Below are 24,171 nucleotides of genomic sequence, written 5' to 3'. Positions count from 1 at the left end.
GGAGCGTCATTACGCCTTAGCTACCGCCTCATTAGCAGCCGACCAAAATGGGTAATCTGTATATCCTTCTTCACCGCCACCATAAAAGGTTGCTTGATTTGGCTCATTGAGTGGTGCATTCAAAGCCAAGCGTCGGGGTAAATCGGGATTTGATATAAATAATGTGCCAAAGGCAACTAAATCTGCTGCTTTGTTTGCCAGTACCGCATCGCCTTTTTCACGGGTATAACCACCATTGACGATGAGTGTACCTGTAAAGCGATCGCGTATGTGACTAGTAGGTACAATTATCCCGCCATGTCTAATGTCTGCTTCTGTGGCTTCATAAAGATGCAGATATGCCAAATTAAACTGGTTCAATGCTTGAGCCGCATAACCGAATGTCTCCAGGGGATTGGAATCACCCATATCGTTAAAAGTTCCACTGGGAGAAAAACGTACTCCTACCCGATTAGAATCCCAGACACTAGTTACTGCCTCCGTCACCTCCAACAAGAATCGAGTCCGATTCTCAATGGAACCCCCATATTTATCTGTACGTTGATTGGTGCGATCGCGGAGAAACTGATCTATTAAATAACCATTAGCTGAGTGAATTTCCACTCCATCAAACCCAGCCGCTAGAGCATTTGCCGCTCCCTGACGGTACTGTTCTACTATCTGGGGTATTTCTGAAGTTTCTAAAGCACGGGGAGTTACAAAGGGTTTTGGCCCTTCATAGGTTGCAGCTTCACCTTTAGGAGCGATCGCAGAAGGTGCCACAGGTAAAGCTCCATTCGGTTGTAAGTCTGGGTGAGAAATTCTGCCTACATGCCATAGTTGCAGAAAAATTCTTCCTCCCTCCTGATGTACAGCATCAGTTACTAGCTTCCATCCTTCAACCTGTTCTGATGAATGAATTCCTGGTGTAGCGGGATAGCCTTGTCCTTCAGGAGTTACCTGGGTTGCTTCCGCAATAATCAGTCCAGCAGAAGCACGTTGAGCGTAGTAAGTAGCATTCAGTTCGTATGGGACGTTTCCCTGACTTGCCCTGTTTCGGGTTAAGGGTGCCATCACTATCCGGTTAGGTAATTCCAGATTCCCTAATTGGTAAGAAGAAAATAAGTTGATATCAGTTGTCATTGGTTATATCTCCTTGGTTATTTGTCATTTGTCATTTGTCATTTGTCATTGGGCATAGTTATTCCCCCAGTCCCTAGTCCCCAGTCCCCAGTCCCTAGTAACTAAACAATCGACCGAATAACGCCACCATCTACCCGCAAAGCTGCACCATTCGTTGCTGATGCTAGGGGACTAGAAAGATAAACTACGATCGCTGCTACTTCTTCATTAGTTGCAAAGCGTTTGATTAAGGAACTTGGACGCACATTTTGGAAAAACTCAGCCTCAACTTCCGTTGGACTGATACCACGTTCCTGCGCCAATTTGGTGATAAATTCTTCAACGCCCTCTGAGCGGGTTGGCCCTGGTAGGACTGAGTTTACTGTGACTCCAGTCCCGATAGTCATTTCTGCTAGACCTCGCGCAATGGCTAGTTGCGCTGTCTTAGTTGTGCCATAGTGAATCATTTCTACTGGGATCTGAATAGCAGATTCACTGGAGATAAAAATTATCCGCCCCCAGTTTTGCTCTAGCTGCTTTCGCAGATATTGCCGACTCAAACGGACTCCACTGAGGACGTTAACCTCAAATATATTTAACCAGTCTTCATCAGTAATATCAAAAAAGGTTTTTGGCTCATAAATACCAACATTGTTTATGAGGATATCAACGTGAGGAACCTCTTGAAAGAGTTTCTCTACCCCTGATGCGGTGGCTGCGTCAGCAACAACACCAGAAACTTTCGCGTCGGGTATACTTTGCTGAATTTTGGCGATCGCTTGGGTTACTCTTTCTTCAGACCGACCGTTGACAATCACTGATGCACCTTCTTGAGCTAGCCCAAGAGCGATCGCAAAACCAATACCTGCGGTTGAGCCACTCACCAGTGCGGATTTACCCTGTAATTTCAAATCCATTTCGCTCTTTCCCCGTTAGTTGAAACAGAATGAGCAGGGGACTGGGGAGCAGAGGGGCAGAGGGGCAGAGGAGCAAATGTCCGATACCCAATGCCCAATGCCCAATTCCCTATGCCCTATGCCCTTAACTTAAATTAAAGATGCTGTGCTAAGGTCTTATTCAAGGTGGTTTTTGGGACTGCCCCTACGACAGTATCAACCTGCCGACCTCCCTTAAAAACCATCAGCGTCGGAATGCTGCGAATTCCATAATGGCTGGCAACAGTAGGATTTTGATCTGTGTTCAGCTTCACAAATTTTACCTGTCCTTCGTATTCAGCAGCAACTTCATCGACGACTGGGCCGACCATCCGGCAAGGGCCGCACCACGGTGCCCAAAAGTCCACTAAGACCGGAATTTCACTTTCCAAAACTTCTTGCTTGAATGTGGCTTCTGTGACGTTTGTAATGGATGACATAAATTGCCTTCCTAGTTAATTCTATTATTCGATAATATCGAATAATAAAAATATATGCCACCTGATGAGATAATGCAACTATGAGATTCCTTTATCATCCAGATAGAAAAAATATTTCTTTACCGGGCGTGTTGTATGCATTGGGCGATCCGGTGCGGCTAGAGATTGTGCGGTTGTTGGCGACTGAGGGAGAACAATGCTGTGCGAGGTTTGATTTTGCGATCGCTAAGTCTACCATGTCTAATCACTTCAAGATTTTGCGGGAGTCGGGGATGGTCTTTACACGGAAAGAAGGGACACAGCACATTAACATCCTGCGGCGTGAAGATTTAGAGATGCTGTTTCCAGGGTTGCTGGATGCGGTATTGAAAGCCGCTCAACCATTGCCTGTTGTCCCTGCGAGTGCTAAACAAACAGCTTCAAGGATTTAGGGCATTGGGCATGGGGCATGGGGCATTGGGCAAAATAGTTCCGAGTTCCGTTAGCTGTAGCGGGGCGTTGAGCCAGTGATGAGTAGAAAAAGTGAGATTCTCCACTCAGCACTCATGACTCAGCACTCGCTACCTGTTTAAGAATCTTCTTATTTTTTAATAGGGATTTTGTTGAATTGCAATTCCTGAAGTGTTTCTTCCCTGCCTTTACACAGAGTTTCAATCCCTAATAGGGATTTTGTTGAATTGCAATGGCGCATTCAGCAAATTCGGGAGGAGATTAACTGCTCTCGTTTCAATCCCTAATAGGGATTTTGTTGAATTGCAATTTCTCTCTCACTTCTTTTAAAAGCGCTTGCAATTCTTTGTGTTTCAATCCCTAATAGGGATTTTGTTGAATTGCAATAATTTATAGACATACCTATATATAGTGATGTTACTGTTTCAATCCCTAATAGGGATTTTGTTGAATTGCAATCAGCACCTTCTACCAAGCCGATGCGTATCTTACGTTTCAATCCCTAATAGGGATTTTGTTGAATTGCAATATGCCTAAAAAAGTCATCAACCTCAAAGATTTGATAGTTTCAATCCCTAATAGGGATTTTGTTGAATTGCAATCATTTAGATTCTCTCTCTGAAGATGAGAAGTTTCGTTTCAATCCCTAATAGGGATTTTGTTGAATTGCAATCTGCGCTTTGGCTGAAGATGAGCGTTGGACTAAAGTTTCAATCCCTAATAGGGATTTTGTTGAATTGCAATGAGTAACATTGTTGTCAAAAGAAGTCAAAAAATCATTGCGTTTCAATCCCTAATAGGGATTTTGTTGAATTGCAATATTGTAGAAAGAATTTTGAGAGCAATTCGAGAAAGTTTCAATCCCTAATAGGGATTTTGTTGAATTGCAATTAAACTCACTCAGAATTACTCAATATTCTACCCACGTTTCAATCCCTAATAGGGATTTTGTTGAATTGCAATATGGCGGAACCGAGTTACCTATCCCCCGAATATCGTTTCAATCCCTAATAGGGATTTTGTTGAATTGCAATGGGAAATATGGGGTTATACGATTTTCGCCAAAGGTTTCAATCCCTAATAGGGATTTTGTTGAATTGCAATGGCAGAAGCCGGAAAGCCAAGCTGTATTTAGTTTTCAAGGTACGGTTGCGCGAATCTAGAGCAATCATAGCATTAGAGAATTTCTTTGGAAAGAGTGTCGGGAAAAGTTGAAAGCTGAAACCCACTTTTTGTAAGCATTTCAGAAGTTGCGCGGATGACAATGGAAGATTAGCGGGGTGAAATGCTTGCTGGTGTTGAGATAGAAGCACTTTTTTGGGAATGTGAAATTTGTACACCTACCCTTCCGCGCATTGAGATAAAAAAACTCTGTGAGAAGCTACACAATAACTTAATGGTGATGGGGGGCGCGATCGCTGCCTTCAGAGCCAGAAATCACAGTCTTTATAGCCTCCCACATCACACGCGGCACTTCTAATGTTAGTCTTGAGACTCCTCAGAGGTAGATTCTGATTCTGATTCGGTTTCAAGTTCTTCTGTTTTAACTTTAGCGGCTGGAGGTTTAACGGGTTTTGGACCACGCGCTAGTGCAAGATTCACAGGCTGCCTAATTTCATCTTTATATGATGATTTTTTCCCTCCACCAGAGGAGCGATCGCGGCTCGGTTTTGAGCTTTTGGGGTTGGATTCAATAGGGGTTACAGAATCCGAGTTTTCGGAATTCTTATCAGTACTTCCTTGAGACTGACGTTCCGATTTCTTAATAGGACGTTCTACCATTGTTTATTTTTGTAAACTTATCTGTATGGTACATCGGTTTGGTAACTGAGCATCTCAAATATACTAGGCGATTAGAAATCATGGCTACACAAACGAAGGACTCAAAGAATTTCAAACCCACCTCCGTGGGTTTTGTTCCTCGTTCCCAGTCTCCGACTGGGAATGCATTCATTGAGTCTCTGACTCAATATTTGACTAAAAGCAGAGCCTCTAATCAGGCATTCCTATGCAAAGCATAGGAACGAGATAAACCAGAGAACAATGAGAAATTGATCTTTTTTTGACTTGTGTGTACACCGTGGCCAACTCGGAGAAGGACAGGCTTGCGTAATAAAACCTTTTGATTCGGTTCATTTAGATGGACACTATATAAGCTGTCGAATTCACATTGCAGTAGAGTAAAAACAAAAGCCAAGACAAACAGAAAGCCCATACATGCAACTACCGATCGCTGAAGTAGGTTATGGTCACATTAAAACAGACGCGATCTAGTCACGTCTGTAAACTGTTTGGCGGATTTGCTGAGATTAATTGTTCTGAAGTTACATTGTTATTTAAGTTACTTATTCACTAGATGATTCATCATCTTGATCTGTGCTGTCTTCTACAAGTACCAGATTTTCTGGAGGACGGTCATGATTAAGTTGGTTTAGTAGTGCCAATACTTTATTACCGCGTTCGATGGAGCGATCTTCGAGAAATATCACCTCTGGTGTACGACGTAGGCGTACCCGCGCCCCAAGTTCGCTGCGGACGAAACCTGTAGCGGACTTTAAGCCTGCCATTGTTTCTTCCTTAGCTTCATCTGTACCATAAATGCTGACGTAGATTTTGGCGTGTTGGAGATCGCCAGAAACATCAACATCAGTAACACTGACCATTCCAGTACCCACACGGTCATCCTTAATGCCGTTGAGCAGCATTTGGCTAACTTCCCGTTTGATCAGTTCAGCAACGCGGGAAACCCGACGATTTGTAGCCATAAAAATTTCGCCTCATCACAGAGGTTGTACGACAAAAATAGATGCAAGTTGGTTAGACAGTACTTAGCGGGAGCAACGCTAAGAGCAACCGTCTGTGGGGCATAGCCCCGATATAGCGCTAGTCTAGATTGGACTTAAGCCCAGCATTGCCCGTAGAGTGAAAGTAAGGAAGACTAGGCTGCTCACAAATAAACCCAAGAGGGCGATCAATGTGACCGGACGCTTCAACAGTGGCACTAATGGTGCAAAGGTGTTCAGAAACAGTCCTAAGACAATAGTAATTAAGTACCGGGGGTAGCGAAAGACGTTATCCCAAAATCCGTCAAACATCTGAATGTAAACTGCCTTGTTATATACTTACGTTTGTTTTGATATGCTTTATCTACTCAATTGTAATATATGTGGCTGGAAAATTAGCCAGTTAATATAAAATACGGCTCGTCGGTTATATTGGCTTTATTTAGTCGTGATTATTTTCAGTTAAATCGTAAGTAAATGGTAATTCAAATCCCCAAAGAAACTAGCCCGCGTCCATTTTTGAAGTGGGCTGGGGGTAAAAGTAGGTTGATACAGCAATATATTCCTTATTTTCCCAAAAGTTATAAAAATTACTATGAGCCATTTTTAGGTGGTGGTGCAGTTTTTTTCTATCTCCAACCAAGTGCAGCTATTTTAACTGATATTAATGCCGAGTTAATTAACACTTATTGTTGTGTTAGAGATCATGTTGAGGATTTAATTTCTCTATTGAAAGAGCATAAAATACGACATAACAAAGATTATTACTATAGTATTAGAAACAACTCTGTTGGTACTGATATAGAAAAGGCTGCTCGTCTAATTTATCTTAATAAGACTTGTTTTAATGGTCTTTATCGAGTTAATTCACAGGGGAAATTCAATGTGCCTCTAGGCAGATATGAAAATCCCAATATTTGTTCTGAGGTTTTACTCAAAGCAGCCTCAGAAGCACTTTTTCATATAAAAATTCAACAAGCAGATTTTGTTGATGTACTAAATCATGCGACTAGCAGTGATGACTTTATTTATTTTGACCCACCATACTATCCTGTAAGTGAAACTAGCTATTTTACAGCTTACAGTAGCTATCGATTTGTTGAAGATCAGCAAGTTCAACTCAAAGATGTATTTGAAAAATTAGCTGAACGTGGAGTAAAAGTTATGCTATCTAATTCAGATTGTGAATTTATTCGCAACCTTTACAGCAGTTTTAATATCCACACTATATCAGCATCTAGGGCAATTAATTCTAACGCCAAAAAGCGCGGAAAAATCACAGAATTACTAGTAACATCCTATTAAAGATTATTGTTAGACCAGGCAATGAATGAACTTAAATTATAAACAGAGAGAAGATTTTGATTAAAACCAACTTGTTTACCTAACCACGATACGGCTTGCGGTTTCATACCTCCACCGTCAATTAATACAACTGCTTGTGCAGGATAGCAATTTTGAATATTCAAGTTAAGGTAAGGAAGTTTTTCATCAACTGATCCGCTCGATTGCTGCCATTTACACTCAATAATCAGCCCGGAAGAAATGGATGCAGCACCAATAATGTAAAAGTCTACATATATATAGCTGCCATAAATCCCTGCTCCGATATAAACCTGCCTTGCATATCTTTTTGGTATATTATTTGAGCTTAAAAGACATCCAAGGCGCTGTTTCTTTGGTAAATCAAAACCCACTTGGACATATCCATGACCCAGTAAAGTCCCTTCTACAGCTTTTTCTAAGACATTGCCAGAAGTAACTGCTCTTGCACCTTGAGTCATCTTTATCCTGATTATCTTCAAAAGGTTTCCTGATTTTAGGATTCCCTGGAAGCAAGAGTAAATGCTAGGTTATATAAATTTTTGATTTTGGATGCACAAGGTTAGATTTATTAGGTATAAAGTAGGAATAAATTAGTATCCTTGTACTAAATAAATACAAATGTATTAATAATTGTGGATAAGGCGAGTTACTAATTCAAGGAAGTATGAAAGAAAAGGAAAATTCCATTTCTTTTTGCCTCTTAACCTCTCTAATAACTGGAATTGAATTTGGTCTTAGCTTCAACCTGTCTGCGCCTCAGTATGACCATTGCGGATAGCCCATGCTAGTTCTAAAAGTTGAGTCCAGCGCTTTTGTAACTGTTTGGGGGTGCATTTGATAGCTTTGGCGATCGCTTGGTCGTTTTGTCGGGCAGTTTTTAACTGTAATATTTGCTGTTGCTGTTCTGTGAGTTGATTCACAAAGATTTCCCACTGCTGGGAAGATAAACCCAATTTTTGCTCTAAACCCGCACCTAACCATTGATGTACTAATTGCCAGTGGTGTTGTTTGGCAAATTTTTCTACGTGGTATTTAAACCGTTGTTGGAGATAATCGCGCTGACGGCTAGTTAAACCGAGAATTTGGTCAATTTCTGGGGCTGAGAGGTCTTGAAGTTTCAGACTGAGGTAGTTCATACAATCAGATTGACCTTGAGACTCCAGATATTTCATCAATTCAGTGATGACGCGATCGCGTTCTGACTCTTCAGATGGATCGAAATTAGTTTGGGCAATCATCTGCGATCGCAGCTGTTGCACCGCCGAGTTACGCTGGTAAGATTCTGCTTCTTCACCCTTAGCAGACTCTACCGCCATTTCAATATCCACGGTAGTTTCTTGGGGCTGACGACGAGCAAAACCTTGGGCCCGCAAGATAATTAATTGCTGATTTGCACCACCAGGTAAATTGATCCGGCGTTTAGCATACTGTTCTGTAAACGCCATGTATTCAGCTAATTGCAGCTGAGTCCGCGGCGTGTGATCGTCAGGTAGTTCGTTTTCTCTGCGGAAAGCTTTGATAGCTTCGATATAAAATGCTTGTAAAAAATCTTCAATCAGGCTGTAACGAGCCTCAAAACCCAACTCAGAACCAGATATAGTTACATGACGATAAACCATCGCACCCAAATTGCTATGTAATTCCACCCGCCCTTGTTTGGAACCTAGTTGGTAGTAACGTAAGCATTTTTGCATCCGATGCCTTCCCAACGTAATCTGCCAGGACTTGATTTCCCCAGATGTTTGGATACGGGAGCTTTTATCGCAAATGCGTTCTACTTCTACGGCTATGCGCTTGGCTAAAGCTTCTACACACTTGGGTGTTGCTTTCACTTGCGTTTGCATTTCCTCACACAGCAACTCAATTAAAGTATCACTGCTGCTATCTGAAAATTCTTCAGTCGAAACGTGGTTATCAAAAATGGGTGTAGAGTTTGGTAGATTGACGACGTTAGCTTTCATGATTTTTCCAGGTAGTAGTATTGCACCGTAATTACAACGCAGACACAGCAATCAAGACCATCCTTGACTGGAGAATCTTTGGGCATTCATCCATCAAGACTTGCCGCATATAATGCTCACATCTAAAGCTCATATATCAAACTATAGGAAATACGAAAGAGTTACAGTTATGACAATGTGTCGGTTTGTTCACAAGCCATCATAATTGACACTGACACACGAATACCCGCCATTTTCTCCAAGTTGTCAAATACCTTGCTGTACAAACTGTTGTCACCATCCTGTTATATCCACTGCGACACCGAAGATATCGCCTTTAAATATGACAATTTTAAAACTGGAGTCGTTTTTATCACAATTTCCGAAACGGAGAGGTGCGCCTGTGAAATAGGGGCTGGGGACTAGGGACTGGGGATAAAGAATTTTTTCCCCAGTACCCAATACCCAATCCCCAGTCCCGGAATTATTATACCCATGCTGCTGCTGTTTCCCAACCTAAACCCCTCCGTATAATCACTGCTTCGTCTCCCGTCATATCCAAGATGGTAGATACTTCATAAGTAGGTTCCTCGCCAGTGTCTACAATTATGTCTACCAACTTGTCCAAACGGTCAAATAGCTCTACCCGCGACTGAACAATTTCTGGATCTATCCGAATCATGCCATTATCTGCTTCATCTGGTGGCAGATGTGCTGAAGTTGAAATAATCGGATTGCCCAAGGCTGCCAGCAACTCCAAACACACAGTATGGTTTGGTACTCTAATTCCAGTAGTTTTCCGCTTGGGGCTTTGCACCAATCGCGGTACTAACTTAGTCGCTGGGAGCAAAAACGTGTATGAACCCGGAATCAGGCGTTTCATAATTCGATAGGCTGTGTCACTTACGAAGGCATAAGTTGCCACATTTGAAAGCGAGGGACATAAAAATGTCAATGGTTTATCATTTGCTAGCTTTTTAATTTGCCGCACTCGTTCTACCGCCGACTTGGCATTCAAATCACAACCGATCGCATAGACTGTATCAGTAGGGTAAAGCATAACTGCGCCACTAGAGAGCGCCGACTTTATTTCCTCTATTCGGCGAATTTGAGGATTATCCGGATGAACTGAGAAAATTTTTGCCATAGGACGGGGATTGGGGATTGGGGACTGGGTGAGAGTTACTAACTCTTAACAAATGACTAATGACTAATGACTAATGACTAATTTATTATGAATAAAATCGCTTATCTTCAATGTCCGACAGGAATTTCTGGTGATATGTGCCTGGGTGCTTTGGTCAGCTTGGGTGTTCCTGTCGAGTATTTAATTGAAAAACTCAATGGGTTGGGTATTGAAAAGGAATATCAGTTAAGGGCGGAATTTGTCCAACGGAATGGTCAGCAGGCGACTAAAGTCCATGTGGATTTAGTACATGATCATCACCATCATCATGATCACGAACACAGTCACCATCACACACGCCACTTGCCAGAAATAGAGCAGATGATTCTCAAAGCGGGGTTGCCACCACGGGCAGAAGCTTGGAGTTTGGCGGTATTCCGACAGCTAGCAGTCGCAGAAGGGGCGGTGCATGGTATTTCGCCTGAAAAAGTTCATTTTCATGAGGTGGGTGCTATAGATGCGATCGTAGATATTGTGGGTACTTGCCTGGGGTTGGATTGGTTGGGGATTGAGAGCAATGAGGAAGGATTGCCATTACTTTACTGCTCGGCGTTTCCGACTGGTGGCGGAACTGTTTGGGCTGCACATGGTCAGATGGCGGTACCAGTACCAGCAGTATTAAAGCTGTGGGAAATGCGGAGTTGTCCAGTTTATAGCAATGGCATTGACAGAGAACTGGTGACACCAACAGGAGCCGCGATCGCTACTACTTTGGCAAGAGATTTTGGGTCACCACCCGCGATCGCTATCAAGCAAATAGGACTGGGAGCAGGAACCATAAATTTAGCCATTCCAAATATTTTACGCCTCTGGTTGGGTGAAAGCACAAGCTTGCAATCAAATTTCAGCGATTCTGAAGATACTAGCTCAAATTTAGAAACCATCTCAGTACTAGAAACCCAAATTGATGATTTAAATCCGCAAGCGATCGGCTATGTTTTTGAGGCGTTGTTTGCGGCTGGTGCGCTGGATGTTTTTACCCAAGCGATCGGCATGAAAAAGTCACGTCCAGGAATTTTATTGACTGTGATTTGTCATCCAGAAAATTTACTCAGTTGTGAAGCGGTTTTATTTCGCGAAACCACGACTTTGGGCATTCGGCGAACAACTCAGCAACGCGCCATTTTACAACGGGAAATTCAACAAGTTGAAACGGAATATGGCAAAGTGCGCGTCAAGATAGCATGGAAAGGACAATCACCAGAAAAAGTTATTGCAAATGTGCAGCCAGAATATGAAGATTGTGCAGACTTAGCCCGAAAACATAATATTCCCTGGCGCGAAATTCAACGGCTGGCGCTACAGCGTTGGTATTTAGTCAATAACTGATACAAATCCCTCGTTCCCTCGTTCCCAGTCTCCGACTGGGAATGCAATCCTAAAGGCTCCGCCTTCCCTCACACATCAATCAACTCTACCTGTAATAAACCTAGTTCCCCAATGTAATTCCGGTAACTAGAATACCGCCAATGCGCGGGATCATCCACATAACCACGCCTGACTGGATTGTTGTGAATATAATCTAACTTTTGTCTAAACATTTCCTCATCTAGAATCACCTGCGGATGAAAACCTTCTTGCCAAAGCTGATATTCTTGTTTTGTCTTGTGTTTTAATTTATAAAGCTCAAGCTGATTAAGTATGTAGTTAGAATTATTTTTCTCAAGTAAGTCAATAATAGAGCGAGCCGTGAATGATTTAAAATTTCCTATTTCTTTAGATAAACTGCTGGCAGAGGCGATTACATGGAGATGATTTTCCATAATTACGTAGCCGTACAAAGTTAAACGCTGCTGACGTTGCAGAAAATTTAGGGAATCTAAAATAATTTGTGTAAATTCAACTTTGCCGAATAGTGGTATCCAATTTATAACTGTGCAAGTGAGGAAGTGTGGCTGGGTTCCTAATACGTGGTAGCGACTGCGTCCCATGATTTTATTTAATTGGAGGCGGAGCCTCTAGGATGGCATTCCCAGTCGGAGACTGGGAACGAGGGATTTGACTAAGTTAGGGCTTTCATCAAATATTGTGTCAATGTAAACGCATCTACACCCAATTCGGTACGCTCTTGGGCGGCTACTATACCTGCTTGCGAATGCCACCAAGCAGCAGTTGCGACAATATTTTCTATGGGAATCTGTTTAGTTGCGGCTTGCGCTAACAATCCACCCAGTAGCCCAGTTAACACGTCACCGCTACCGCCACGGGCTAAGGCGGGTGTGCTTTCAGGAACAATCCAAACGTCACCTTGAGGGTTGGCGATCGCAGTTCTCGCCCCTTTCAACAACACTATCGCCTGACTTTGCACGGCAGCTTTTTGTACTGCTTTTACCCTGTCATGTTTGGCATCGGGGACATCAGGAAACAATCGTTCAAATTCGCCAGTGTGCGGTGTGAGTACGGTTACTGCTTGGCGTTTTTTTAATGTGGCGATCGCTCCCATTTGTGCCAGGATATTTAAACCATCGGCATCGAGAATTAAAGGGCGTTCGCTTTTTATGATTTCTTGCACAATGGGAGTAGCATCTCGTGTTAAACCGGGGCCACAAGCGATCGCATTAAAGGAACTCAGATTGGTGTTTTCTGGCAATTGCAATTGAGCGATGGCTCCGGTTTCCGTCTCTGGACAACCGACAATTAGCGCTTCTGGTAAGTGTGACACTAAAAGAGATTTTAAAGATTCTGGTACGGCAATGGAAAGCATTCCCACACCACTTGCCCTAGCACCCAAACCAGTTAAAATTGCCCCACCTACATAGCGCCGCGAACCGCAAATCAGTAGTAAATGTCCTTCCTTATATTTGTGAGTAACTGCTGGACGCGGTAAAGGTAAAGTAGCAAGTGCTGTTGCTGGTGTAATCCGTTTAATTCTGGGTGCATCTTTCAGAACAGCTTCTACATCAACTAAAGGAATATCAAAATCGATTAACTCAGCTTTCCCGATATATTCCAATGCCTGATCTTGGAAGAAAGCTAGTTTCCATAAACCCAAGCAAAATGTGTGAGTGGCGCGAATGGCAGTTCCCAATACTTCGCCCGTGTCGGTGTGTAAACCCGAAGGTAAATCGATGCTATAAATCGGCACAGACAATTCATTTAGCCGATTAATTGCAGAAGCGATGGGATCAGTCAGGTTTCTTTCTAAACCAAACCCAAACAACCCATCAATCAACAAATCAGAATGTGGTAGTTGCTCAATTGTTTGATAAATTGGAATGCCCAAACTCTGGGCATATTGCAAGTGCTGCGAAGTTAATTCTTTGAGCTTAGAGAAAGGAGAATAAATCCAAACCTCATGCCCGTGAAAGTGTAATTCACGGGCTACTACTAAAGCATCGCCACCATTATGACCGGGGCCGACAAGAATTCCGACACGAGATCCCCTTAAATTTGAAAGAACCTCTGGAATCCGACGGGCAATTAATCCCGCCACCTTTTCCATCAAAGCGACTACAGGCATTCCTGCTGCAAAGATCCGCTTTTCAATATCGCGCATCTGCCCAGCAGTCACTATTACTTGTGAAATTTGTTCTTGCCTATCTTCTATCAGTGCTGAGTGCTGAGTCATGACTTCTGAGCTTAAGTTATCAAGTTCGTATTAATTTCTCACTCTTAACTTTTAACTCTTAACTCAGCACTCAACACTCAGCGCTTATTCACTTTCCGTAGTAAACCCTGGCATTTCGATATCCTGTATTTCGCAGAAATTTATTCCATTCCTCAGCTTGGAATCGATCAGAGAAAGGCCCTATTGCTACGTGTGGGCCTCGTGGTTGCGTCCTTTCGAGGACTCCGCCAGATCGGCCTAAATCCTGGCTAAATCGGGCTAGATTCTGCCTAATTTGTGCTGCGATCGCAGGTAACTGTTCTGGAGTGGCAGGAATAGCGACATAATATCTAGAGACTGGCCTATTAGAACTTATAGGATTGCGATCGCCTACAAAACCTCTATTACCTGCATTTATTTCCTGTCCGTTAGCAAAGCTAATAATCCGGGCGCTATATATCCCTCGTGACTGTAGCTCACCCACTCGTTGTTGGGCGTTAGATACTCTGTTAAAAACACCTGCCTGAATTACATTCCTTCCCTGATACTGGCGAATATAAGCAGTGGGTTCAATCCGACGTATTTCTTGTAGCGTCTGGAAATCACTACCATCTACGTAAACTAAGTAGCGCTCAAAGTTTTCGTTATATTGACTAAACTGTTCAGGTTGAGAGGGCTGAAAGTTCTGGTCAAATTGATTGTTTTGTAATGGTTGGGAGGGCTGGAAATTCTGCTCCAACTGATTGTTTTGTACTGGTTGAGAGGGCTGGAAATCCTGCTCAAATTGATACTCCTGCACTGGTTGTAATTGCGGTGATGGCTGTTCACCAAAGGGAATTACTGGCGGTGGCGGTAAAGTTTCACCAAATTCTTGAGCCAGTAAGACGTTGCTGTTGTGGATTTGTGCTTGTGCTGGGGTCAAATCGGGAATCAGCACTAACCATCCTCCCACTAATAAGGCTACGGTGTACACCCAAGTCGAACTACCCCCCTTAATCCCCCCTTGGAAAGGGGGGAAACTAAAAATACAGTTCCCTCCCCTTTCCAAGGGGAGGGTTAGGGAGGGGTAAAACTTACGCTTAAACTCAGATGAGTGAACTGTTTCAGACTTATGTGTACACCGTAGAACTAATAAGGAAAGAAGTCTGATCGTGGGCTTCCAACCCTCAGAACTTCGGCGTAGCATCTGAAATGGGATAAATTGACTTGGTATTTCTCTCGACATAGTAGTTAGAAAGTAGTCAAAGTATTTTTAGGCAATTTCCATCAGGAACTAATCAGTTCACCGTTGTAGCAACTATATAGCGTTAACGTAAAATTAGCTCATCTGCGTGGCAAAGAATACATCTTTCAGAGGGAATAGGGAATAGGGAATAGGGAATAGGGAAAACCCACGGCTTAAAAACCGAAGTGCTTTGGTAGCAAGGCTTTTAAGAGTGTGTGCTACAATTGGACAACCACGCAGCTATCGTGTCGTGCTTTGTATGAAAAAAGTCGTCGTTGGTCTTTCTGGTGGCGTTGACAGTTCCACCGCCGCAGCTATCCTGCACCATCAGGGCTATGAAGTGATTGGTTTGACTCTTTGGCTAATGAAAGGCAAAGGTCAATGTTGCTCTGAAGGTATGATCGACGCGGCTGATCTCTGTGAACAATTGGGCGTTCCCCATCAAATTGTGGATATTCGGGATCTCTTTCAGACACATATTGTTGATTACCTGGTGACTGGTTACAGTGCTGGGATCACGCCTTTGCCTTGCTCACAGTGCAATAAAACAGTGAAGTTTGGGCCAATGGTGCAGTATGCTCGTGAAGAATTGGGATGCGATCGCATTGCCACTGGTCATTATGCCCGAATTAGCTATGACGAAGCAACTGGACGTTACCAGTTATTAAGGGCTGTTGACCGTAACAAAGATCAGTCATACTTTCTTTATGATTTGTCTCAAGATTTACTTGCAGCAACTATATTTCCTCTGGGTGAACTAGAAAAAACTGAGACGCGCCGCATTGCAACTGAATACGGACTGAAAACTGCTGATAAGCCAGAAAGTCAAGACTTGTGCTTAGTGGAAAGTAACGGTTCCATGCGGGCATTTTTGGATAAATATTTAGCTCCCAAAACAGGCGATATTGTAGATACCACAGGCAAAATTTTGGGACAGCATGATGGTGTCCATCACTACACCATTGGCCAGCGCAAAGGCTTGGGTATTGCTGCTGCCGAACCGTTGTATGTGATTGAATTAGATGCGGAAAATAATAAAGTAGTAGTAGGCGATCGCACCAAGGTAACTCAACCAGAATGCACTGTAAATCGGGTAAATTGGGTTTCTATTGCTGAACCATCCACCCCAATTCATGCCCAAGTGCAAATTCGCTATCGTTCAACAGCTACACCAGTTACAGTGATTCCGTTGGAAAACTCTCGTGTGCGTTTGGTGTTTGATGAACCCCAAATCAGCATCACCCCCGGACAAGCGGCGGTGTGGTACGACGGCGATAAAGTATTAGGTGGTGGAATAATTGAACAGTTTAGTTAAAAATAACTCTTACCCTATTTTGCCATAAACCAAAACCACCCTTCCTCGCTTTTCAGGAAGGGTATTTTTATTTTTAAATGGGATATATGTCCGAAGAACCTATCTCTGACGAGTTTTTGATAGAGTTAATTAGAAAGCTATACCTGCGGCGATCTACGCTTACGTACTCTCTATCAAAAACTACTTTTATTGCCCCTTCAAACTCCTCCAAAGCCTGTACAATTCCTAGTTGCCAAGCTCGTTTAACTGTAGCGGCAATAATTTGAGTTAAAGGGATATTTGGAAAGTTAGGACTGTGATCAGATTCGATGTAATGTCCGTTGCTGAGTAAATAAATCCTTAGCGATCGCAACGGGGTCATTTAAGCATTAAACTTGTTTGATTAACATCCTTACTGTAGCTTTAGCCATAGTATAGTAAGGATGTCAATCCCGAATTTCTCACTCATAGGGTGGGGAGTGTGGGGGGTGTAAAAAGGGTGGGGAGTGTGGGAGGCGCTGCGTTGCACTTTGCGCTCAGGATAAGCGCCCATTCTGAATTCCTCCTCATTCTTCCCACCCTCCCCACGACCTGGATTTCTCACTTGTGAGAAATCCAGGTCTATCAGTCATCTGTTGACAGGCCGGAAAAACTAATGAACTTATTTGAGCTTTTAGCAGGGGAAGACGATCATCTAGCTCTTGTTACGCCTGGGGGGCGATCGCTAACTTATAAGCAATTGCGCGAGAATGTTGTTGGACTAGTATCCCAACTCAACAGCTTTGGATTGAAACGGGGTGAACGCATAGCCATTGCTATGACTAATGGTTCACCAATGGCTATTACCTTTTTGGCTGCCTCTCTGTGTGGCACTGCTGCACCCCTAAATCCCAAATACAAGCAAGATGAATTTGCCTTTTACTACGAAGATACTCAGGCAAAAGCACTGATTACATTGTCTGAAGATCCAGAAGCAGCCATTGCCGCTGTCGCACCCGACATGATGCTGATTAATGCCAAGGTAAACACTGATGGCACATTAAGCTTTGAACTGGGGACTGGGGATTGGGGATTGGGGAACTCGGGGCCCCCTCTGGGGATTAGGGGCAATGGGGACTGGGAAAATTTGGTTGGGGACAATGATATAGCAATGATTCTCCACACTAGCGGTACCACCAGTCGTCCCAAGCGTGTACCAATTCGTCATCGCAACTTAATCGCTTCAGCCCACAACCTCATTGGTGCTTACTCACTCACAGCAGATGACACTACACTTTGTCTAATGCCCCTGTTCCATGTTCACGGATTGGTGGGCTGTTTACTAGCAACTCTGGCATCAGGCGGTACACTAATTTGTCCCAATGGTTTTAATGCCCTGGAGTTTTGGAAACTGGTAGATACCTATAAACCTACCTGGTATTCCGCAGCGCCAACTATGCACCAGACAATTTTGGCCCGCGCTAGCCGCAACCCAGAAATTGTCAAAGCTAACCGCTTTCGTTTTATTCGCTCTAGTAGTGCTTCCTTGCCCCCAATTATCATTGAACAGCTAGAGGCAACTCTTAATACTCCGGTGGTGGAAGCTTACAGCATGACTGAAGCATCTCACTTAATGACTACCAATCCCCTACCACCAAAAGTGCGGAAACTAGGAACTGTAGGTTATGGCTTTGGTGTAGAAGTGGGTATTATGGACTCCGAAGGCAACCTATTATCTCAGGGAAGCTTGGGCGAGGTGGTGGTAAAAGCGCCCAATGTTATAGATGGCTACGAAAACAACCCGGAAGCTAACGCCACAGCTTTTGTAAATGGTTGGTTCCGCACAGGTGATCAGGGTACTCTGGATGCAGAAGGCTACCTCCGCTTGACTGGACGCATTAAAGAATTGATTAACCGGGGTGGGGAAAAAATTTCTCCCTTAGAAGTGGATGATGTCTTGCTGCGCCATCCCGCCGTCGCCGAAGCTTTGGCCTTTGCTGTCCCCCACAAATCTTTAGGAGAAGATATCCACGCTGCTGTAGTTTTGAAAGCAGAGGTTGGCGAAAAAGAACTTTTAGCTCACTGTTCAACCATGCTGGCAGACTTCAAAGTTCCTAAGCAAGTTCACATTTTGGATCAACTACCTCGTGGTGCTACTGGGAAACTGCAACGGTTGGCTATGGCGAAATTGCTGAATATCGGGGAGTAGGGAGTGGGGAGGCAGGGGAGGCAGGGGAGCAGGGGAGCAGGGGGAGATGAACGCAAAGTAAGAGAAGAAAGAGAAGAAAGAATTGATTCCCAGTCCCCAGTCCCTACTCCCTACTCCCTACTCCCCAGTCCCCAATCCCCAGTTCAATTTTGAATTGTGAAAACGTTGTTTTTGATTAAAAATTCTTGAATGCAGTTGACAAATTCTTCTAATTCTAAGACTAAATTAGTAGTGCCTCTAAGCTCTTGATAGTCAGCTAGCTGTTCTAGTTTGTCAGCGGCTATATACATTGCTGTGGCTCCAATATTGGCACTAGCACCTTTAAGGTGATGAGCTTCTCGCACTATTTGCCCAAAGTTATGAGATGCGATCGCAACTTTAATGATCTCTAAACGGGGTTTAATATCTTCAACGCATATTTGCAATAGATTTAATTCAAATTCTTGATCATTTCCCGATATCTGATGCAAGTGTTCCCAATCAATTACTAGGTCAGTGGAAACTGTCTGTTCATACACAACTGCCTCTTGTTGTGAACTGATCACACCTGTCCAATGCTCTAAGGTCGCAGCCAATTGATCTTTAAATACTGGCTTACTCAAATAGTCATCCATACCTGCATTGAGACACATTTGTTCGTCTTCTTTCATCGCATTGGCCGTCATCGCAATCACTACCGGACGACGACGCAAGGCAAAGTCGCCCTTTTGCCAACGATGAATTTCTTTTGTGGTTTCTAAACCATCAAGAATTGGCATTTGGCAATCCATTAAAATCAAATCGTAAGGAATTTTTTCTAATTGCTGCAAAACTTCCTTTCCATTAGCAACAACATCGGCTTTATAGCCCAAACTATCGAGTTGTTTCAAGGCTACTTTCTGATTCACCAAATTATCTTCAGCTAAGAGAATTCTTAACTTGGATTTAGTAGCGGCGTTAGAGGAAGAGGAAGTAAGAACAGCTGAAGTCTCTGTACTCTGGATTTCTTCAGTAGCATCTAGCCCTGATTCCGGCTGAGTTTCTAAAATAGTGATGATGGTGTTGAGGAGTCGTGATGGCTTAATGGGTTTGACCAAATAAGCAGCAAATCCAATATTTAGTGCCTGCTGCACTTCCTTCCGTTGATTAGTAGAGGCAAGCATAATCAAAGGGATCTCAGCAATTGCCGAATTGGCTTGAATTTGTTCTTCTATTGTCATGCCATTTGTTTGAGGTATTTGCATACCAATCAAGGCAACATGATATGATTTCCCTTGCTCGTAAGCTTTCTGAATAACTTTGAGAGCCGCAGCAATACTGTCAGCTTGATCTACCTGCATTCCCCAATAAGTAGCTTGATGGCGGATAATTTTGCAATTAGTAGCGTTGTTATCTACTATTAACAAGCGGCGATTGTGCAAAAGTCCGTTGGCACAGCCATCGCATTTTGGCAAAACAGGCTCAATTTGCTTGGTAAAAAGCACCTCAAACCAAAACTTAGATCCTTTTCCTACCTGACTTTCTACCCCAATCACTCCTCCCATCAAGGTTACAAGTTGTTTACAGATGGCTAATCCCAAACCGGTACCACCATACTTGCGAGTGGTAGAAGCATCCACTTGGGTAAAGGGCATAAAGAGTTTGCGTTGGTCTTCCGGGCTAACGCCAAGACCTGTATCTGTGATGGCAAAATGGATTGTGGCTGTAGTGGGAGAAAGCGCACGCAATTCGGCTTGTACTAATACTTCGCCAGTGCTGGTGAACTTGATCGCGTTACTGATTAAGTTCATGAGAATTTGCCGCAGTCTACCAGCATCTCCTTGGAGGTGGGTGGGGACGTTATGCTCAATCATGGCGGCAATTTCTAATCCCTTGTTATGGGCTGAAGGGGCCAATAATTCCACCACTTCTTCTATACAAGTGGATAGGTCAAAATCTAGAGTTTCGAGAGCCATTTCTCCAGCTTCAAGTTTGGAAAGATCCAAAATCTCGTTGATTAAACTTAAAAGAGCGTCTCCACTACTCCGAATTGTTTCAATAAAATCTCGCTGTTCTGCATCTAAGGGAGTATCTAAAACTAAACTGGTCATTCCCAATACAGCGTTCATTGGAGTGCGAATTTCATGACTGATATTTGCCAAAAAGGCACTTTTCGTCTGAGAAGCTAATTCTGCTTGGCGACGGGCAATTTCAAGTTCTTGTCGCTGACGAGTTTCTGCTGCTAATAGTTGGGCTTGCGCTAAGGCAATACCTACTTGGTCGGCTATTTGCCGCAAGAGATGAGTTTCAAAGCTAGACCAATGGTGGGAATCGTCACACTGATGAACTATAAGCAAACCGCAAACTTCTTCTTTGACAAGAATGGGCACAACCAAATTGACTTTGACCCCAAATTGTTGCATTAATTCTAGATGGCTTTGTTCAACTTCTAACAGATCCAAGTTAGCCAATCCTAAAACCCTTCCTTGACGGTACTGCTGTAGATAATATTGTTGTAGATACTCCGCTTGGAAGTAGGGAGGGGTGATGCTTTGCTCTTTGATTGCTGGTAAGCCAGAAACTACTGCTTCTATAACGGTGGTTGCAGACTCGTCTGGCAAAAGCTGATAGATCAAAACTCGGTCTGTCTGGAGAATTTTTTGTACCTCTTCAACAGTGATTTGGAGAATTTCTTCGATTTGTAATGATTGGCGAATCTTGAGGGTAATTTCGGTAAATAATTGCGATCGCAAGTTTTGCCGTTGTATTTCTTCTTCAGCCTGTTTCCGCTGGATAAATTGCCCCACTTGCTCACCAATCGAATTCATGGTTTTTACCAAATCTTCGTCAAGCGGCTGAATTTCACGGTTGAAGCAGGTAATGACACCAAGGATTTTGTTACCGCTGCGGATTGGAAAACCAAAAGCTGCGTGTAGTCCTGCAATTTTGAAGTTAGAGAAATTAATATCTTTAACAATATCAGCGATCCAAACAGGTTCAGAACTAGCCCAAACCTGACCAGGTAATCCAATTCCTGGTGCAAAGGTAGTTTGCCACTTTAATGCTTCAAACTCTTGCATCTCAAGGGATGCTTTACACCATATATCGAGCAAACGCAGTACATTTGCTTGTTGGTCTACCATCCAAATTTCACCCAAATCCCATGCCAAACTCTCACAAATCCCTTGCAAGATTTGGCGAGTAGCTTCGCTGATGGTGGCAGATTCGGCTAAAACGCGGGTTGCAGCATATTGTACAGTTAAATGCTGTTGTGCGCGTTTGCGATCGGTAATGTCAGTGCCAGTACCAACAATGTATTCTACTGATCCTTCATAGTCTTTTAAGAAGGTATTTGACCAGGCAATCAGTCGGCGACTACCATCCTTCATTACCCAATGGTTTTCGTTCTCTAGAAAGCCTGTACCAGTTAGCAATTGCTCAAAAACTGCTTTGGCTGACTCCACTTCTTCAGGAAGTAGGAAAACGTTCCAGAAATACCTATCCCTCACCTCATCGAAAGAGTAACCCGTTATTTGCTCACAAGCTTGATTGAAACGAACGATTTTCCCTTGAGAATCGAGAACTGTTACCAACGCGCTGGCTGTATCAAGGACTGCTGAGATAAAGTTGCGTTCTTGATTTAAGGTTTCTTCTGTCCTTTTCCGCTCAATCACCTCACGATAGATGAAGTAGTAGACTACAGCAAGAATGATAAAACTTAGACTGATCGCGATCGCAAGTGCAAAAATTGTGTTGCGACGCCTAATTTTTTTTGCTTGTGACTGCTGTTGAAGTCGTCCCCTTTCCTGATTTTCTATCTCATTAATCGTCTTACGGATATCACCCATCAGATTTTGTTCATTATTTCTTAGTAGTACTTGCAACGCTGCCTCTAATCCCTCGTTCTGGCGCAAGTCAATAATCTGTTTTAGTTCAGTAAGTTTAGCCGTTATCAGAGATTCAAGCGTTGCAATCTGCTTTTGTTCTTCTGGTTGATCTGCCGTTAAACTCTTCAGTTTGGCAATTTCTTGATCAACGTTAGCTAGTGCTGCTTGATAAGGTTTGAGATAAATTTGTTTTCCAGTCACGATGTAACCACTTTGTCTAGTCTCAGCATCCTTGATGTAAGACAGTAGTTCTTCTAGGCTGTCGAGTTTTTGATAAGTATTTTTGACGATACTGCGATTATTAGTAGATACTCTTGTATTTTGATAAGAAACCACGCCAATCACAACTAAAATTGCCGACGCTAAAGCAAAACCTGCTGCAATCTTTTGGAAAAATTGCTTGCGTACCCTCTGTGATTGTTTGTCTTTCTTGCTAACAAGTACCAAACTTGCTAAATTTCGGCGCAATTCCAGTTGCTTAATTACTTGACGGCCTAATGTTCGTAATGCCTCCAGTTGTTCTGGATTAAGTTCTCGTGGTACGTAGTCAATTACACAGAGAGTTCCTAGCGGATATCCTTCTGGATTAGTCAAAGGGACACCAGCATAAAACCGAATATTTGGGTCAGATGTTACCAGTGGGTTTGTAGCAAACCGTTCGTCATCTGTTGCATCAGGTACAACCAAAATATCAGGCTGGAGAATAGCATGGGCACAGAATGCTAAATCTCGGTGTGTTTCTAAGGCTTCCATTCCGACTTTTGACTTGAAGCACTGACGGTTTGTATCAATTAAGCTAATTAAGGCGATAGGAGTCTGACAAATATACGAAGCTAGACGGGTGAGGTCGTCAAATGCAGCTTCAGGTGGGGTATCGAGAATCTTATACTGCAAAAGCATCTCAATTCTCTTTGCTTCGTTATCAGGTAATGGTGCTTTCATCCTTAAGCCTTATCTACATTCTGGGAGAGGTAGCAGAGCAGGGAAAAAGCAGGGGAGCAGGGGAGCAGGATAATATAACCAATGCCCAATGCCCAATTCCTAATGCCCAATGCCCAATTCCCAATGCCCAATTCAACAAACTTACTTTAATTAATGACAATAGTTTAGTTAAAAGCGTTAGCGTAATTTCACTGAGTTCGACTTTGTGAAATAATCGTTCAAATGATCAAGTCTCTACTGTATTTTTTCTGCCCTGGTTTCTTTGAAATCGGCGGCAAGCGAGTATTTTCGAGTCGCGTCTGAATAATCGGCGTTTTTGCACCCCCACCAAATTTTCAAGTTGGTGGTGCAACAATTCCTGCGCCGATCTGAATCCCCAACTGTAAGCGTTGCGGAAAGCGAGTCTTGTCTACGACACGCTACGCGAACGAGCGTCGCGTCTTTATTCTGACTCCTGAATTCTGACTCCTGAATTCTGACTCCTGAATTCTGACTTCTGAATTCTGACTCCTGAATTCTGACTTCTGAATTCTTCTTCAAAGTATTCCCTTTTAAACAGATAATAACCTCACCCAAAATTGCAAAAGTTTTTTAGCGACCAAACGTTGACATCCTCACCGACCTAAAGGCGCTCTTAAGAAGGAGTAATGAGTAATAAGTAATAAGTAATGAGTAAATACCCATTTTTCATTCACTATGAAACTCATTACTCCTTACTCATTACTTTAAAGCCGTGCTATAAGCCTTATGATTCAGACTCAAATATGTGCTGAGAAGCAGTCATGTAGATATTTATGCGTTTTGCAGGAGATATCAAGATAAATCATGAAATATTTGGTCAAATTGTCTGGTAATTTACCCTAATTGTCAGAATTAAAAAGTATTTTGCTTTGTAACAGTAGGTAACTAAAAATTTGGGACTTTGTGTCGGTTGAATAAAATGCTATTCTTCGAAAAATAAATATGCAA

At 43.0% G+C, this 24,171-nt stretch carries 19 protein-coding genes and 1 CRISPR repeat array; of the genes, 5 read left to right on the top strand and 14 right to left on the bottom strand.

The genetic code is table 11. The features are described from left to right. Window positions 1-9: 9 nt before the first annotated feature. The 3 genes from A4S05_RS09755 to trxA form a co-directional block, all read right to left on the bottom strand. A complete protein-coding gene (locus A4S05_RS09755; protein WP_069069632.1) occupies window positions 10-1,122 on the bottom strand; it encodes an alkene reductase in 1,113 nt (370 codons plus the stop codon). A 101-nt stretch (window positions 1,123-1,223) separates the two neighbouring features. Beyond that, on the bottom strand, window positions 1,224-2,018 hold the full coding sequence (locus A4S05_RS09750) for an SDR family NAD(P)-dependent oxidoreductase (RefSeq protein ID WP_069069631.1): 795 nt from the start codon (window positions 2,016-2,018) through the stop codon (window positions 1,224-1,226). A gap of 134 nt (window positions 2,019-2,152) precedes the next feature. Beyond that, on the bottom strand, window positions 2,153-2,476 hold the full coding sequence (trxA, locus tag A4S05_RS09745; protein ID WP_012412473.1) for a thioredoxin: 324 nt from the start codon (window positions 2,474-2,476) through the stop codon (window positions 2,153-2,155). A gap of 80 nt (window positions 2,477-2,556) precedes the next feature. Between trxA and A4S05_RS09740 the strand changes: the two genes are divergently transcribed. Next, window positions 2,557-2,907: an ArsR/SmtB family transcription factor gene (locus A4S05_RS09740; protein ID WP_069069630.1), complete on the top strand. Its 351-nt coding sequence runs from the start codon at window positions 2,557-2,559 to the stop codon at window positions 2,905-2,907. Window positions 2,908-3,053: 146 nt separating this feature from the next. Beyond that, a CRISPR array of direct repeats spans window positions 3,054-4,030; the repeat unit is 37 nt; unit sequence GTTTCAATCCCTAATAGGGATTTTGTTGAATTGCAAT. A 378-nt stretch (window positions 4,031-4,408) separates the two neighbouring features. Here A4S05_RS09740 and A4S05_RS09730 read toward each other — a convergent pair. The 3 genes from A4S05_RS09730 to A4S05_RS38745 all read right to left on the bottom strand — a co-directional run bounded on the left by A4S05_RS09730 (window position 4,409) and on the right by A4S05_RS38745 (window position 6,021). Next, window positions 4,409-4,708: a hypothetical protein gene (locus A4S05_RS09730; RefSeq protein WP_069069628.1), complete on the bottom strand. Its 300-nt coding sequence runs from the start codon at window positions 4,706-4,708 to the stop codon at window positions 4,409-4,411. 563 nt (window positions 4,709-5,271) lie between these two features. Continuing rightward, complete coding sequence (gene rbfA, locus A4S05_RS09725; RefSeq protein ID WP_069069627.1) at window positions 5,272-5,691, bottom strand: 30S ribosome-binding factor RbfA; 420 nt, start codon at window positions 5,689-5,691, stop codon at window positions 5,272-5,274. 123 nt (window positions 5,692-5,814) lie between these two features. Then, window positions 5,815-6,021 (bottom strand): DUF751 family protein, encoded by a 207-nt coding sequence (locus A4S05_RS38745; protein WP_084227060.1) that lies wholly within the window; start codon window positions 6,019-6,021, stop codon window positions 5,815-5,817. 165 nt (window positions 6,022-6,186) lie between these two features. Here A4S05_RS38745 and A4S05_RS09720 point away from each other — a divergent pair, with 165 nt between their 5' ends. After that, on the top strand, window positions 6,187-7,014 hold the full coding sequence (locus A4S05_RS09720) for a DNA adenine methylase (RefSeq protein ID WP_069069626.1): 828 nt from the start codon (window positions 6,187-6,189) through the stop codon (window positions 7,012-7,014). Here the strand turns inward: A4S05_RS09720 and A4S05_RS09715 are convergent. The 3 genes from A4S05_RS09715 to A4S05_RS09705 form a co-directional block, all read right to left on the bottom strand. Further along, on the bottom strand, window positions 7,011-7,493 hold the full coding sequence (locus tag A4S05_RS09715; protein ID WP_069069625.1) for a PD-(D/E)XK nuclease superfamily protein: 483 nt from the start codon (window positions 7,491-7,493) through the stop codon (window positions 7,011-7,013). The two genes, A4S05_RS09720 and A4S05_RS09715, sit on opposite strands and share 4 nt — an antisense overlap. Before the next feature lie 282 nt (window positions 7,494-7,775). Next, the gene (locus A4S05_RS09710) at window positions 7,776-8,996 is read right to left on the bottom strand and encodes a HetZ-related protein (protein WP_069069624.1); all 1,221 of its coding nucleotides are present in this window, start codon (window positions 8,994-8,996) and stop codon (window positions 7,776-7,778) included. Between the two features lie 466 nt (window positions 8,997-9,462). Then, complete coding sequence (locus A4S05_RS09705; protein WP_069069623.1) at window positions 9,463-10,122, bottom strand: L-threonylcarbamoyladenylate synthase; 660 nt, start codon at window positions 10,120-10,122, stop codon at window positions 9,463-9,465. An 87-nt stretch (window positions 10,123-10,209) separates the two neighbouring features. On the opposite strand from A4S05_RS09705, the gene larC reads away from it, so the two are divergent. After that, entirely contained in the window at window positions 10,210-11,490 is a 1,281-nt protein-coding gene (gene larC, locus A4S05_RS09700) for a nickel pincer cofactor biosynthesis protein LarC (RefSeq protein ID WP_069069622.1), read from the top strand. Between the two features lie 68 nt (window positions 11,491-11,558). On the opposite strand, the gene A4S05_RS09695 is transcribed toward larC, so the two are convergent. The 3 genes from A4S05_RS09695 to A4S05_RS09685 all read right to left on the bottom strand — a co-directional run bounded on the left by A4S05_RS09695 (window position 11,559) and on the right by A4S05_RS09685 (window position 14,681). Further along, window positions 11,559-12,092, bottom strand: coding sequence for an REP-associated tyrosine transposase (locus tag A4S05_RS09695; RefSeq protein ID WP_069069621.1), 534 nt, complete (start codon window positions 12,090-12,092; stop codon window positions 11,559-11,561). Between the two features lie 71 nt (window positions 12,093-12,163). Continuing rightward, window positions 12,164-13,729, bottom strand: coding sequence for an NAD(P)H-hydrate dehydratase (locus A4S05_RS09690; protein WP_256090907.1), 1,566 nt, complete (start codon window positions 13,727-13,729; stop codon window positions 12,164-12,166). Between the two features lie 88 nt (window positions 13,730-13,817). Beyond that, a complete protein-coding gene (locus A4S05_RS09685) occupies window positions 13,818-14,681 on the bottom strand; it encodes a hypothetical protein (protein WP_256090906.1) in 864 nt (287 codons plus the stop codon). A gap of 511 nt (window positions 14,682-15,192) precedes the next feature. Between A4S05_RS09685 and mnmA the strand changes: the two genes are divergently transcribed. Beyond that, window positions 15,193-16,248, top strand: coding sequence for a tRNA 2-thiouridine(34) synthase MnmA (mnmA, locus tag A4S05_RS09680; RefSeq protein WP_069069620.1), 1,056 nt, complete (start codon window positions 15,193-15,195; stop codon window positions 16,246-16,248). A 73-nt stretch (window positions 16,249-16,321) separates the two neighbouring features. Here mnmA and A4S05_RS43125 read toward each other — a convergent pair whose 3' ends face one another. Further along, on the bottom strand, window positions 16,322-16,609 hold the full coding sequence (locus A4S05_RS43125; RefSeq protein ID WP_084227059.1) for a hypothetical protein: 288 nt from the start codon (window positions 16,607-16,609) through the stop codon (window positions 16,322-16,324). 273 nt (window positions 16,610-16,882) lie between these two features. Here A4S05_RS43125 and A4S05_RS09675 point away from each other — a divergent pair, with 273 nt between their 5' ends. Next, complete coding sequence (locus A4S05_RS09675) at window positions 16,883-18,415, top strand: acyl--CoA ligase (protein WP_069069619.1); 1,533 nt, start codon at window positions 16,883-16,885, stop codon at window positions 18,413-18,415. A 143-nt stretch (window positions 18,416-18,558) separates the two neighbouring features. On the opposite strand, the gene A4S05_RS09670 is transcribed toward A4S05_RS09675, so the two are convergent. Beyond that, the gene (locus tag A4S05_RS09670; protein WP_069069618.1) at window positions 18,559-23,202 is read right to left on the bottom strand and encodes a GAF domain-containing protein; all 4,644 of its coding nucleotides are present in this window, start codon (window positions 23,200-23,202) and stop codon (window positions 18,559-18,561) included. Window positions 23,203-24,171 lie beyond the last annotated feature (969 nt).

It is taken from the genome of Nostoc sp. KVJ20, assembly GCF_001712795.1.
In the GTDB taxonomy this organism is placed as follows: Bacteria; Cyanobacteriota; Cyanobacteriia; order Cyanobacteriales; family Nostocaceae; genus Nostoc.
The sequence above is the reverse complement of the archived record's forward strand: the minus strand, read 5'-3'. Positions and strand labels throughout refer to the sequence as shown.

Excerpts from the sequence above, each read along its gene's own strand:
- A4S05_RS09750 (WP_069069631.1), bottom strand. The coding sequence starts at position 2,018 with ATGGATTTGAAATTACAGGGTAAATCCGCACTGGTGAGTGGCTCAACC.
- trxA (WP_012412473.1), bottom strand. The coding sequence starts at position 2,476 with ATGTCATCCATTACAAACGTCACAGAAGCCACATTCAAGCAAGAAGTT.
- A4S05_RS09690 (WP_256090907.1), bottom strand. The coding sequence starts at position 13,729 with ATGACTCAGCACTCAGCACTGATAGAAGATAGGCAAGAACAAATTTCA.
- A4S05_RS09675 (WP_069069619.1), top strand. The coding sequence starts at position 16,883 with ATGAACTTATTTGAGCTTTTAGCAGGGGAAGACGATCATCTAGCTCTT.
- A4S05_RS09720 (WP_069069626.1), top strand. The coding sequence starts at position 6,187 with ATGGTAATTCAAATCCCCAAAGAAACTAGCCCGCGTCCATTTTTGAAG.
- rbfA (WP_069069627.1), bottom strand. The coding sequence starts at position 5,691 with ATGGCTACAAATCGTCGGGTTTCCCGCGTTGCTGAACTGATCAAACGG.
- A4S05_RS38745 (WP_084227060.1), bottom strand. The coding sequence starts at position 6,021 with ATGTTTGACGGATTTTGGGATAACGTCTTTCGCTACCCCCGGTACTTA.
- A4S05_RS09715 (WP_069069625.1), bottom strand. The coding sequence starts at position 7,493 with ATGACTCAAGGTGCAAGAGCAGTTACTTCTGGCAATGTCTTAGAAAAA.
- A4S05_RS09755 (WP_069069632.1), bottom strand. The coding sequence starts at position 1,122 with ATGACAACTGATATCAACTTATTTTCTTCTTACCAATTAGGGAATCTG.
- A4S05_RS09740 (WP_069069630.1), top strand. The coding sequence starts at position 2,557 with ATGAGATTCCTTTATCATCCAGATAGAAAAAATATTTCTTTACCGGGC.
- A4S05_RS43125 (WP_084227059.1), bottom strand. The coding sequence starts at position 16,609 with ATGACCCCGTTGCGATCGCTAAGGATTTATTTACTCAGCAACGGACAT.
- A4S05_RS09705 (WP_069069623.1), bottom strand. The coding sequence starts at position 10,122 with ATGGCAAAAATTTTCTCAGTTCATCCGGATAATCCTCAAATTCGCCGA.
- A4S05_RS09670 (WP_069069618.1), bottom strand. The coding sequence starts at position 23,202 with ATGAAAGCACCATTACCTGATAACGAAGCAAAGAGAATTGAGATGCTT.
- A4S05_RS09730 (WP_069069628.1), bottom strand. The coding sequence starts at position 4,708 with ATGGTAGAACGTCCTATTAAGAAATCGGAACGTCAGTCTCAAGGAAGT.
- larC (WP_069069622.1), top strand. The coding sequence starts at position 10,210 with ATGAATAAAATCGCTTATCTTCAATGTCCGACAGGAATTTCTGGTGAT.
- A4S05_RS09710 (WP_069069624.1), bottom strand. The coding sequence starts at position 8,996 with ATGAAAGCTAACGTCGTCAATCTACCAAACTCTACACCCATTTTTGAT.
- mnmA (WP_069069620.1), top strand. The coding sequence starts at position 15,193 with ATGAAAAAAGTCGTCGTTGGTCTTTCTGGTGGCGTTGACAGTTCCACC.
- A4S05_RS09695 (WP_069069621.1), bottom strand. The coding sequence starts at position 12,092 with ATGGGACGCAGTCGCTACCACGTATTAGGAACCCAGCCACACTTCCTC.